Here is an 11,550-nt window from a genome sequence, read left to right on the forward strand (position 1 = left end):
AGACGCACGCGATCATGGGCCCGAACGGTTCCGGCAAGTCCACGCTGGCCTACTCGATCGCCGGCCACCCGAAGTACAACGTGACCAGCGGCACCGTCACCCTGGACGGCGAGGACGTGCTGGCGATGAAGGTCGACGAGCGCGCCCGGGCCGGCCTGTTCCTGGCCATGCAGTACCCGGTCGAGGTCCCCGGCGTGTCCGTGTCGAACTTCCTCCGGACCGCCAAGACCGCGATCGACGGCGAGGCCCCGAAGCTGCGGACCTGGGTCAAGGACGTCAACAAGGCGCTCTCCGACCTCGACATGGACCCCGACTTCGGCACCCGGAACGTGAACGAGGGCTTCTCCGGTGGTGAGAAGAAGCGGCACGAGATCGTCCAGCTCGAGCTGCTCGACCCGGCCATCGCGATCCTGGACGAGACCGACTCCGGTCTCGACATCGACGCGCTGAAGATCGTCTCCACCGGTGTCAACCGGTTCGCCGAGAAGGGTGACAAGGGCGTTCTGCTGATCACCCACTACACCCGGATCCTGCGCTACATCACGCCGGACTTCGTGCACGTGTTCGTCGACGGCAAGGTCGCCGAAGAGGGTGGCCCGGAGCTCGCCGAAGAGCTCGAGGCGAACGGCTACGAGCGCTTCCTGAAGACGGGCGCGAAGGCATGAGCAGCGCCCGGACCTTCAGCAGCCCGCTGGACACACAATCGGTCCGGGCGGACTTCCCCATCCTGTCGCGGGTGCTGGCCAACGACTTCCCGCTGGTCTACCTGGACTCGGCGAACTCCTCGCAGAAGCCGGCCCAGGTGGTCAAGGCGATCGAGGATCACTACCTGATCCACAACGCCAACGTGGCCCGCGCGATGCACCAGCTCGGTGCGGAGGCGACCGCGGCGTACGAGGGTGGCCGGGACAAGGTGGCGGCCTTCATCGGCGCGACCAACCGGGACGAGATCGTCTTCACCAAGAACGCCTCCGAGGCGCTCAACCTGGCCGCGCACACGCTCGGCGCGTCGCTCAAGCCGGGGGACGAGGTGCTGATCTCCGAGATGGAGCACCACAGCAACATCGTGCCGTGGCAGCTGCTCTGCGAGCGGACCGGCGCGACGCTCAGGTGGTTCGGCGTCACCGACGAGGGACGGCTGGACCTCAGCAACATCGAGGAGCTGATCAACGAGCGCACCAAGGTCGTCTCGCTGACCTATGTCTCCAACGTGCTCGGCACGGTGAACCCGATCACCGAGATCGCGGCGAAGGCCCACGCGATCGGAGCGATCGTTGTCGTCGACGCCTCGCAGGCGGTGCCGCAGATGCCGGTGGACGTCTCCACACTCGGTGCGGACCTGCTCGCCTTCACCGGGCACAAGGTGGTCGGCCCGACCGGGATCGGCGTGCTCTGGGGGCGCTACGACCTGCTGGAGCAGCTGCCGCCGTTCCTCGGTGGCGGCGAGATGATCGAGATCGTCCGGATGACCGGCTCGACGTACGCGCCGCCGCCCGCCCGGTTCGAGGCCGGTACGCCGCCGATCGCGCAGGCCGTCGGGCTCGGTGCCGCGGTGGACTATCTGGCCGGCATCGGAATGGACAAGATCGCGGCTCACGAGCACGCGATCACGGCGTACGCGCTGGAAGGCCTGCAGACCGTGCCGGGGCTGCGGATCTTCGGGCCGACCGAGGCCGTGGATCGCGGTGGCGCGGTGAGCTTCGAGCTCGAAGGTGTTCACCCGCACGACGTCGCGACAGTACTGGACACCCGCGGGATCGCGGTCCGGGCCGGTCATGCCTGTGCTCGGCCGCTGCACGAGCGGTTCGGCGTACAGTCGTCGACGCGGGCTTCTTTCTACCTCTACACGACGCCGGAGGAAGTCGACGCGCTGGTCGACGGCCTGGGCTTCGTCCGCTCATTCTTCAAGGTGGCTTGACGTCTTATGCAGCTGGATTCGCTGTACCAGGAGATCATCCTGGACCACTACCGCAGCCCCCACCACGCGGGGCTGGCGGAGCCGTACGACGTGGAGGTGCACCACGTGAACCCGTCCTGCGGGGACGAGGTCACGCTCCGCGTCGAGCTCGACGGTGACACCGTGACCGGCGTGACGCACCAGAGTGTCGGCTGCTCGATCAGCCAGGCGGCGACCTCGGTGATGAGCGACCTGGTGATCGGCAAGCCGGTCGCCGAGGGGATGGCGGCGTACGAGAAGTTCCTTGAACTGATGCATGGCCGGGGGAATGTGGAACCGGACGAGGAAGTTCTGGAAGACGGCGTCGCCTTCGCGGGTGTCGCGCAGTTCCCGGCCCGGGTGAAATGCGCACTGCTGGGCTGGTCGGCTTGGCGTGACGCCACGGCCCAAGCGCTAGCCAAGAAAGAAGGAGCCAGCAATGTCTGACCAGACCGACGAGAAGATCGAGCTGCCCGAGGTCGACCTCGAGGCCGCGAACGCCCCGGCTGGTTCGACGGTGGCCGTCGAGGACGTGACCGAGGCGCTCAAGGACGTCGTCGACCCCGAACTGGGGATCAACGTGGTCGACCTGGGCCTGATCTACGGCGTGACCGTGGACGACACCACGACCGCGATCATCGACATGACGCTGACGTCCGCGGCCTGCCCGCTGACCGATGTGATCGAGGACCAGACCCGCGCCGCCCTGGACGGCCTGGTGAACGACTTCCGGATCAACTGGGTCTGGATGCCGCCGTGGGGCCCCGAGAAGATCACCGACGACGGCCGCGAACAACTCCGCGCCCTGGGCTTCAACGTCTGACGCCCATCCGGTACTGCGCTAAGCCCGGGTCAGGTGGCCCGGGCTTTCGCATGCCCGGCTGCACGCCTGGCCTGATGGGTTAGCGTCAGCGGGTGACTCGCATCGTTTCGATTGGCCCCGAGCGGCTTGAGCGTTGGCTTGCCGGCTTCGGTGAGCGGCATGGGGTTACCTCGTACGACGTCACTCCGACCCAGCTGACTGCGGTTGCGGAGGACGGGTCGCGGGCGGAGATCGACGTACCGTTCGGGCCGTTGGAAGAGCTCACTCCGGCCGGGCTGGTCGCGCATGTGCTGGCGGATCGGCGGATCGGGCTGTTGCTGGTACGGCGTGGTGGTTATGGCGCGGGCGTGTTCGCCGGGGGAGTGCTGGAGTCCTCGAAGGTCGGGTCGCGGCATGTGCAGGGGACGACCAAGGCGGGTGGTTGGTCGCAGCAGCGGTTCGCGCGGCGGCGGGACAACCAGGCTCGTGAGGCGTTCGCGGCGGCGACCGAGGTCGCAGTACGGATTCTGGCGCCGGCGAAGCTCGACGTACTGGTGTGTGGGGGAGACCGGAAGGCGATCGACACCGTGCTGGAGGATCCGCGGCTGAAGAACCTCGTGCCGTTGGTTCGGCCGCCTTTCCTGGGGGTGGCAGACCCCAAACAGAAGGTCCTCGAGCAAGCCGGCGTGGACGCCCGTGCGATCAGAATCCAGCTCACCGATCCGCCAGGAGGCTGACCGGCCGGATCAGCTCTCGCCGTGGACCGCGCGGAAGTCTGACAGGGTGCCCTCGTAGTACTCGAGGTCGTCTTCCAGCTTGGCGCGGGTCAGCAGGTGGGGGTTGTTCGCCCGGGACTCGCGGCCGAGGTCGGACCAGACCGCCTCGGTCGGCGCGTCATCCGCTCCTTCGGGTAAGAACTTCATCGCCTCGCCGATCGCTTCGGCCGCCGCCTGCCAGTTCTGCTCGACCTGTTCGCGATCGTCGTCCGGACGACCGTTGTACGCCAGGTCCGCATCGAGCGCCCGCCTGCCGTAGGTCGCTGCTACGACTGCCCATTGGGCAGCGTCGATCAACTGCGAGACCCCGAGCCCGAACAGCGCGCCGATAGTGCGAGCTGCGTCCTCCGAGGCGTACGGCACGGTGATCTCACCGGCAGTGGACCTGACCGTCCACGCGTCCTCGCCCTCGATCAGGTCAGGGCCCGGCACGATCGGCGGGGGTGCCGTCGGGGGGACCGACGAGTCGGCCGCCGTCGACAAGCTCACGTAGACCTGCGCCTCGGCGAGGGTCCTTGCGGTCAGCATCGGTTACTTCGCTCCTGTCGTCAGGGAGAGTTCGTGATAGGTGTCGCGTACCACCAGCAGCCGGTCGAGCCGGAACCGGCCGGGCTCAGGATCCCGCACCTTGCGACCAGCGCTGGTCCAGAACTCATCCACCGGTACTGCGTCCTGCCCGGCCGGGACGAACTTGATCACCTCTTCGACAGCAGCCCGCGCGATGGCAAGCACCCGCCCGGCCTCCGTGGAATCGGCAGGGACGTTGCCCGCGGCTTGATCGGCAACCTCCAGCCACTGTCCGGCATCCAGGAGCTCCGACGGCTCCGCGCCACCGAAGGTCGGCCACGAACCGGGCGGTGTCTCTAGCGCAGGCAGACCGAACAGGTACTCGCGCTCGGCTCCACAGCCTGGGCAGACGGCGGCGTAGCTGATGGTCAGCTCACCATCCACCTCGGTCAGGCCGTGTTCCCACGGGGCCTCGTTGGAGCCGCAGTCCTGGCAAGGAGTCAGCTCGAGGTAGAGGAGCGCCTCGTCCCTCGTGCGCGCCACCGCGAACGCCATACCGTCCCTCTCGTCGTGTGGGTCCATCATGCCCGCCGTGGTGATCATGGCCCCGACAGAGACGGGCCTTGTCCGGTCGGAGTGATCGCCCTGCCGGGCAAGGCCCTGCCGCCCGGGGTCGGCCGTGCGCCCTGGCCCGCGGCCAGCTGACGGCTGGTCGTCGCGTGGTCCAGCCCTCTCAGGATCGAATCCGGTACGCCGCTCTTGGCCAGCGCGCCGGCCACAGTTTCGCTGAAAGTCGCAGACCGCGAACTGTTGTTGAACAGCTCGCGCAGATCGACCCGACCCTCGGCCATCAGAGCCAGCCGCGGATGCAGTGTGGCAAAAGCCGCGCCGTAGCCACCGTCGTTCACACCGGCCATCGTGCCGTTGGCGAACGCCTGATAGACCCTCTCGTGGCCATCGGCCTCCTGCACCGACAAGACCACCGTCGTCTCCTCCGCCCGCGCCTGCGCAAGAGCAGCCAGCAGCGGCCGATAAGGCTCGTGCACCTGCTTGCCAGACGCATCCTGCCTGTACTCCGTCGCGTGCAGGTCTGGCTTCCCGAGCTTGCGCGGTGCAGCTTCAAGCTGCGGGTCGGCCACCGAAGCCCCGGTCTCGAGTTGCCGGAGCCCGTCCAGATACTCGTGATTCAGCATCTTCAGGTAGTACACCGCATGCGCCGTCTCGGGCAGGTGCTCCACATGCTTCGTCTTCGGCGTCCCGCGGCCCGTGTCAGTGCTTTCCTCGATGGTGACCTGGTACACCATCGGCACCTCGACGGCGGCCAGGTTGCCCTCTTCGAACTTGGTGGTCTCCGCCCGCGAGCCGTGCGCGTCGGAGGTCTTCTCCTTGACCTGCTCGCCGATCGAGCCACCGACGTTGACGATGGAGCTGACGCCGCCCGTACCGGTGACCGGCAGGAGGTGGTTCCTGGTGTTCGAGGTGCTGGTGGCTGCCTCGCGGCGGCGCGCCCAGCCGGCCTGAGCATCAGGCAGCGGTTCTCCCTGCAGGTCCCAGCCCAGCGGCTTGGCCTTGATCACCACGCTGAAGGTGGTGCTTCCGTTGCCGCGTCCGGCCATCGGCGGCAGCCGCAAGCCCTGTTCGCTGGTCAACCGCTTGAACGCTGCCCGCAGAGCGGTGGGCGCCAGGACGGTCTCAAGCGCTACTTGGTACTCGCGGAATCCTGCTTCTCGCATCTGCTTGTGCTGCGCCAGATACGCGGCGAGCTGGGTGTACAGCTGGTCGCTGGGCGGTTCGTCCTTGCCGTGCGGAAGCATCGCCTCGGCGACGACACCGTCGGGCATGATGAGCCCGCGATGCTCGACAGGCTGTGCAACTGGGGTGCGGGCAGCGGCGTTCTGGGGAGCCGGATCGATCAGTTGCCGGGGGACTAGCAATGCCAAACGGGCGTGCAGCTGGACCGCGGTGGCGTCGGTGGTCTGCTCCGCCGGCACCGTCCGGTTGAGTTTCCACCGCAGGCTCGCCATCGTCGCCGCGCCGGCGTTGTGGACCCGGGACACCTCGGTGGTGAAGACCAGGCCGCGCTCGACCTGGGCCAGGTCGAAATGCCCGGTTCGGTCGATTGTGGTGTTCGTGTCGCCTTGCTCGGCCGAGACCTGCTGGCTCCTGTCGGTGCCCGCAGCCCCTGACAGCGTGGCGCCAGCTGCGGCGGGGCCCTTCAGCTCCACCCCAGCCGAGTGGACCGTGTTGTGGCTGACGGATCGCCTCCGCGCGACGAAGCCGTATCCCTGGTTGAGGCCGACCGCGTCCACCTTGGGGAGCTGCGGCGACCCGTCGACCAGGATGCGACCGTCGTACCGGGCCTTGATCCGGATCAGCAGCAGATCGGGCTGCGCTCGCCCCGGGACGGGGACCTCGACCTCGAGGGGGAAGCCGCGCACGCCGAGCATGTCGCCGAGGTGGCCGTCCCATGCCGTGTCCGCCAGGTCGACGGCCAGCGCGTCCCGGACGAGTGGGTTCTCGTCCAGCAGACCAGGTGCCACCTCCTCGATCTGACCGACGACGGGCGTGAGCAGGTCGAGCCGCTCGTCCGGACGGCCGACTGGGTTGATGTCCTCGATCTGGGCCGAGGCCAGACCGGCGTCGTACGGGTCCGGAAGGCCTACGGCCCGCTGCTGCTCGGCGTTCTGCTTCGTGGCGACCAGGGCTTCGTCCAGCCGTTCCTCGGCGGTCGTCGCAGTGGGCGCCGGTACGCCGGCGGTCTCCAGCACCTTCGCGGTCAACCGCTCGTCAGTGTGGCTCGCCGCCAGTCCCGTGGTCTGGCCGGCCTTCTCCTTCTTGTACCGACGGACGAAGGCATGCGCGTCTCGGGGACTGAGCTCGAGCTGACCCTCCAGATAGCGCTCGGCGGCATCGGCGACGATGCCCAAGGGCAGATCGAGCTTGTCCTTGCCATACAGCCGCAAGGCACGCCGCTCAGGCATCGACAACTGCGCCAGGCTGTCCTGAAGGGGCACTGCCTGGACTGTGTCGTTGCCGTCCTTGATCTCGGCCGCCATGCCGAAGCGCCCCATGAACTGGTAGTGGACGCCGATGTTGACCAGCAGACGTTCGTCGCCAGTACTTTGGCTGTCAGTGGTCGATTGGGACGTGCCGCCGATCCGGCCTGCGCTCACGCCGCCGGAAGTGCCGGATCCGTCCGCGTCGACCGGGCCGGCGCCTCCGTCGATCCCGACGCCGCCTGAGGCCGACCGGCCGGAGCTGAAGCCGGTGTCCTTGATGGTGAGGTTGATGTCGGCAGTGTTCTGGTCGGTGACGGCCGCGAAGGTCAAGCTCTTCGCCTCGCCGCGGACCACCACACTGAGCTCCCGCGGGAGCAGGGTGCCCTGTCGCACCGCGGCGGCTGGAGTGTTCGGTGCTGGGGTGACGGTCAACGGCAGCCGGTACTCGCCGTTCATCCAGTCGGTGTGCGCGACCAGGCTGTCCGGAGCGAGCAACGCATGCAGTTCGAGGTAGGCGCTGGATCCAGGTTGGACCCTGTTGAGCGCCGTGTGGATGCGGTCGACGGGGTTGCCGGCGTCGACATGGACGGGCATCGACTGCTGCACCGCAGCCGGATCGGGAGTTGTCGGCTGCGCGGCGTAGACCGGTGCGTCTGCCCGGGTCAGTGCGCTGTCCGCGACGATTCGCGCGCTGCCCGCGACCTCGGCCAGTGGTGCCGAGTCGCCGGTCGGAGTGATCTCGGTGACGACGATGCGGTGGCCGACCCTGAGTTCGTCGACCGGTCCTGTGCTCTCGGTCAGCGAGACCCGGTTGACCCGCCGGCCGACGGTCCAGCCGAAGGTCCGGCCGATGGCGTTCCGGCTCAGCTTCACGCCCAGCCGGCCGGCCCAGCCCCGCATCCCTTGGGCGGGTCCGTTGCTGACGTTCACGCCCCCGGAGACCGGGACGGACTTCGATCGGCCGCCGGATCGCCCGGTGGCGTCCGAGGCGATCCCGAGCCGCACCACCGCGGTCGTAGTACTTGTGCCTCGGCCTTCGACGGAATCGAAGTCCTGGTTGATCGCTACCCGGATCGGCCGGTAGCGCGGCGTCTGGCCGGTCCACCGGTCGACGAGCATCACCGGGACGCCGCTCTGACAGGCTTGGTTGTACCCCGCTTCCAGGCGTCCCGCCGAGATCTGCTGGACCACCCGGTCGTAGTTGATCAGCTGCCCGGCAAGTTTGAGCTGCAGCCTGGCACGCCGTACGGGGTCGGCCGGCAACGGCGACGTGTCGAAGCGTGGCTGGAAGTCGGCGTCGAGCGGAGGGACCAAGCCCTGCGCGCTGAGGTTGGTCAGGGTATCGGCCAGGGCCAGCTCCGCACCGGTGAGGTCCTGGGGGAGCGCTTGGCCGGCGCCGCGCAGTTGATTTTCCCCGCGACCGATCCACGGCGGCAGCGTCTGCGGGCCGGTGGCGGGTTCGGCGTCGCCTCGCAGCAGGATCCGGTTGTCCTGATCAAGGCGGGGCGTGTCGTCGGCGTTGCGCAGTACGGCGTCCTTGTCGACCGGACCACTGCAGCGGAACAGATCGTTTTCCGCCACCCGGAGCCTGGCCTGGCAGACCTCCTCCACGACCACCGGTTCGGTCTTGGTGTCACCGAGTTTTCGCAGCGTGGCCTTGATCTTGAGGCCGACGAGTACGCCCTGGGTGGGGCCCAGATCGCGGTGGACCGCAGGCGTGATCGACGTCGCGCTGACGTTCAGCCCGCCCTGGCGGGAGACGTTGCGGCCCGCGCTGATCGATGGGGAGATGTCCGCGGTCGAGTGCCCGACATCGCTCAGTGCTGTCGGGCTCGGCAGGTAACCGGGCACCGGCTGGCCGGCCACCGCCTTGCCCGGGTAGGCCAGCGAGGCCGATGCCGCCAGGGACGAAGCGAAGGTCTGGCTCGCCGTGACGCCGGCGAAATCGACCAACACCTCTTCTTGCCACAGGTCGGAGCTGGCCTCGCCGCTGAGCTCAGCCGTGCTCCAGATTGGCTCGACCTCGAGCTGCAGGTGGTACTCCGCTTCGCCGCCGCTGACGATCTGGCGTCCGTATCCACCGGGCTTGCTCATCTCCCGCAACAGCCGGTTGATGTCCTTGGTCATCAGGCCGTCGAGGTGGTCGTAGGCCACCCGGTCGATGGATCCGAACCTGTCCCGGCCCTCGGCGACGAGGCTGTCCCGCAGAGCGGTGAGGTCCGCGATATCGCTGACCGTATGCCGGGGGAAGGCGGTGCTGATCTCCGCTTGCCGGCCGTGATCAGCGAGGGTGGTCGTCTCCGCCGCAGGCTTCACGGTGTAGGCAGCCGACACCCAGGTGAGCTGCTGGCCGGCGTCGGCGGTCTCCACCGCCGACCAGGGCTCTGTGGCCGACTTGCGGACCTCGATCTCCCAATCGCCGGACCACTCCACCAGCAGCGACTCACCGCGATTGTCGTCGACCGACCCTCGCTGGTAGTGCCCGGACGCACCCGCGGTCTCACTCATCGACCGTCCGGAAGTGGCGTCGACCCGGGGGGAGACCACCTGCGAGAGCGAGTGCACAGTGCTGCCGGGAGGAGCCATCGCCATCAGTGGCTGTGCGTCGATGCCGACGGTGACGTTCGACAAGTGGGTGTCGGTGGTCGCGACGTTCTGACCGCCCTCACCGATGGTTCCCTGCATCTGCTCGGCGAGGTCGTAGTCGTGGCTGGTCACCTCGCGGACGTCGCGCGGCTTCAGTTTGAGCCGGACCTGGACGAGCTTGGTCACGTCGTCGTCGGGGTTGCCGCCGACCGTGAACTCCATCCCGGACGTCGACAGCACCCGCCGGTACTCCGCGGCCGGCAGCGGCAGCGGCTCACCACTGGCCCCGAGCGCTGCGCCGATGCCATGAGCCGTGAGCACCCGGTTGATCTCGTCGACCGGTGCCGCCAGCGGATCGCCGGTCGGTACGCCGGTACTCAGCAGATCCTTGACCGGTAGAGCCCGGTCGACGCTGACCTGGTAGGCGTCAGCCTTCTCGGCGGCCTCGCGGGCCAGGTCGGGGATCGCGGTCTGTGGACGGCTCGGGTCCGCGATGACGGCGTCGAGTTCGGCGAGCAGTTCCTGGTAACCGGCCAGCGCCTGCCCGGCGCCGTCGGCAGCCTTCGTGTAGGCGGCGGCGATCTCGGTGTGGCGGCTGGCCTTCCGGCGCTCGCCGTCCGCCTCCACCCGCAGCTTGCGGGCGCGTTCCGGTGCGCCCTTGTCCTTGAACTTCTCCTCTGTCGCAGCCTCGGCCAATTTCTCAGCGGCCTTCTCGGTCGCTGTGGCAGAGCTCTCTGTCTTGGTGTTCGCGTGGGTCTGGAGATCTGTGACCGCGGATTCCAGCCCGGCGATCTCGGCAACGACCTGCTCCCGAAGGAAAGCTGGCGTGTTCGGCTCCGGCTCGGCGTTCGCTGCAGCCTGGACAGCCACGGCCGCCGCCACGCCGGCCGCCGAGGCGCCGGGCACGTAGATTGCGGCGGGATCCCACGGGAGCGCAGGGGGCGTACCGGCCTTCTTGCCGATTGCAGCGGCCAGTCCCTGGAGGTCGCGCTCCAGGTCCGCCACGCTCTGCGCGCCGGTCGGTCGCCCGTACTGCGCGGTTTGCGTCCGCGCCTGGTGCCAAGTCTTGGTCAGCAACCTGTACGCCGCGTGGTCGGCGTTCAGCGTGCGGTCCCGCTTCTCGTGGCCGAACAACGAGCCCAGCCTGCCCATCACGCCGTGCGGCCGGCCCGCCTTCGCTGCTTCGAGTTGTTGCGTCAGCTGGCTCAGCTGGTGCACCCAGATCCGTGCGAGCTGCGCATCGGCCACTCGTGGCGAGATCCGCAGGACGTGTGGGTCGTTCTCCGTGCCTGAGCGGAGCCGGCCTTGAGCCGCCATGCCGCGGTCGACGGGGAGGATCTCGACCCGGATGTACTGCGGGTCGCTGCTCGTCGTCGTACTGATGACGGCCAGCTGCTGCGTGTTGATCGTCGGCCGGCTGGTGATCGCACTGCTCAGATCCGCCCGCCCAAGTTGCCGCAGCGCCGCGAGCGCAGTGTCCTCCGCCAGATCACCATCAAGAACCGGCCGCCCACCAACCCCAACCACCAGCCCAGTCCCACGCACCAGCGGAGTCGCCGTAACCCCACCCTGAACCCGCCGATGCCTGGCCCCCACTTGCCCCCGCTGCCGCCCACCGCCGGGACCACCCGCACCGGGCAGCGCAGTACCGGAGTGCCGGCCGCCTGCAGGACCACCTGCGCCGGGCAGCGCCGCACTGGACGCGGCCGGCAGCGCGTTGGTGAGTAGTCGGGATTCGCGGGTGATTTGGTGGGCGGCTGCGGTCAGTTCGGACGGTAGGGGTGGTCGCGGTTCGCCTGGCAGCGCCGCGAGGCGTGCTGCGGCTGGCTCGGAGTGTTGGGCGGCGTTCTGCAGGACGGTCCGCAGTAACGCGTCGCCCTCGTCGCGGCGCTCGGCGCTCAGGTTCGGGACGTGGAGCAGCCGGTCCAGCGCGCTGGTCGCGCC

At 68.6% G+C, this 11,550-nt stretch carries 8 protein-coding genes; 5 read left to right on the forward strand and 3 right to left on the reverse strand.

Features of this window, described 5'->3' with window-relative positions; all coding sequences use genetic code 11:
- From sufC to VFG33_RS03165, 5 genes are all read left to right on the forward strand, one after another.
- A partial coding sequence (sufC, locus tag VFG33_RS03145; RefSeq protein ID WP_325022165.1) for a Fe-S cluster assembly ATPase SufC occupies nucleotides 1–665 on the forward strand: 665 nt, incomplete at its 5' end.
- The gene (locus VFG33_RS03150) at nucleotides 662–1,918 is read left to right on the forward strand and encodes a cysteine desulfurase (RefSeq protein WP_325022167.1); all 1,257 of its coding nucleotides are present in this window, start codon (nucleotides 662–664) and stop codon (nucleotides 1,916–1,918) included. The genes sufC and VFG33_RS03150, both read left to right, overlap by 4 nt.
- Before the next feature lie 6 nt (nucleotides 1,919–1,924).
- On the forward strand, nucleotides 1,925–2,383 hold the full coding sequence (gene sufU, locus VFG33_RS03155; protein ID WP_325022170.1) for a Fe-S cluster assembly sulfur transfer protein SufU: 459 nt from the start codon (nucleotides 1,925–1,927) through the stop codon (nucleotides 2,381–2,383).
- Nucleotides 2,376–2,759 (forward strand): metal-sulfur cluster assembly factor, encoded by a 384-nt coding sequence (locus tag VFG33_RS03160; RefSeq protein ID WP_325022172.1) that lies wholly within the window; start codon nucleotides 2,376–2,378, stop codon nucleotides 2,757–2,759. Before sufU ends, VFG33_RS03160 begins: the two co-directional genes overlap by 8 nt.
- A gap of 92 nt (nucleotides 2,760–2,851) precedes the next feature.
- Nucleotides 2,852–3,475, forward strand: coding sequence for an acVLRF1 family peptidyl-tRNA hydrolase (locus tag VFG33_RS03165; RefSeq protein ID WP_325022174.1), 624 nt, complete (start codon nucleotides 2,852–2,854; stop codon nucleotides 3,473–3,475).
- A 9-nt stretch (nucleotides 3,476–3,484) separates the two neighbouring features.
- On the opposite strand, the gene VFG33_RS03170 is transcribed toward VFG33_RS03165, so the two are convergent.
- The 3 genes from VFG33_RS03170 to VFG33_RS03180 form a co-directional block, all read right to left on the reverse strand.
- Nucleotides 3,485–4,042, reverse strand: coding sequence for a hypothetical protein (locus tag VFG33_RS03170; protein WP_325022176.1), 558 nt, complete (start codon nucleotides 4,040–4,042; stop codon nucleotides 3,485–3,487).
- Nucleotides 4,043–4,045: 3 nt separating this feature from the next.
- A complete protein-coding gene (locus VFG33_RS03175) occupies nucleotides 4,046–4,624 on the reverse strand; it encodes a hypothetical protein (RefSeq protein WP_325022178.1) in 579 nt (192 codons plus the stop codon).
- The coding region (locus tag VFG33_RS03180) for a hypothetical protein (protein WP_325022180.1) at nucleotides 4,621–11,550 on the reverse strand (6,930 nt) is incomplete at its 5' end. The genes VFG33_RS03175 and VFG33_RS03180, both read right to left, overlap by 4 nt.

It is taken from the genome of Kribbella sp. (genome assembly GCF_035687465.1).
Classification (GTDB): domain Bacteria; phylum Actinomycetota; class Actinomycetes; order Propionibacteriales; family Kribbellaceae; genus Kribbella.

Bases quoted from the DNA above. Each gene is read 5' to 3' on its own strand.
- VFG33_RS03170 (WP_325022176.1), bottom strand. From the start codon at position 4,042: ATGCTGACCGCAAGGACCCTCGCCGAGGCGCAGGTCTACGTGAGCTTG.
- VFG33_RS03160 (WP_325022172.1), top strand. From the start codon at position 2,376: ATGTCTGACCAGACCGACGAGAAGATCGAGCTGCCCGAGGTCGACCTC.
- sufU (WP_325022170.1), top strand. From the start codon at position 1,925: ATGCAGCTGGATTCGCTGTACCAGGAGATCATCCTGGACCACTACCGC.
- VFG33_RS03175 (WP_325022178.1), bottom strand. From the start codon at position 4,624: ATGATCACCACGGCGGGCATGATGGACCCACACGACGAGAGGGACGGT.
- VFG33_RS03150 (WP_325022167.1), top strand. From the start codon at position 662: ATGAGCAGCGCCCGGACCTTCAGCAGCCCGCTGGACACACAATCGGTC.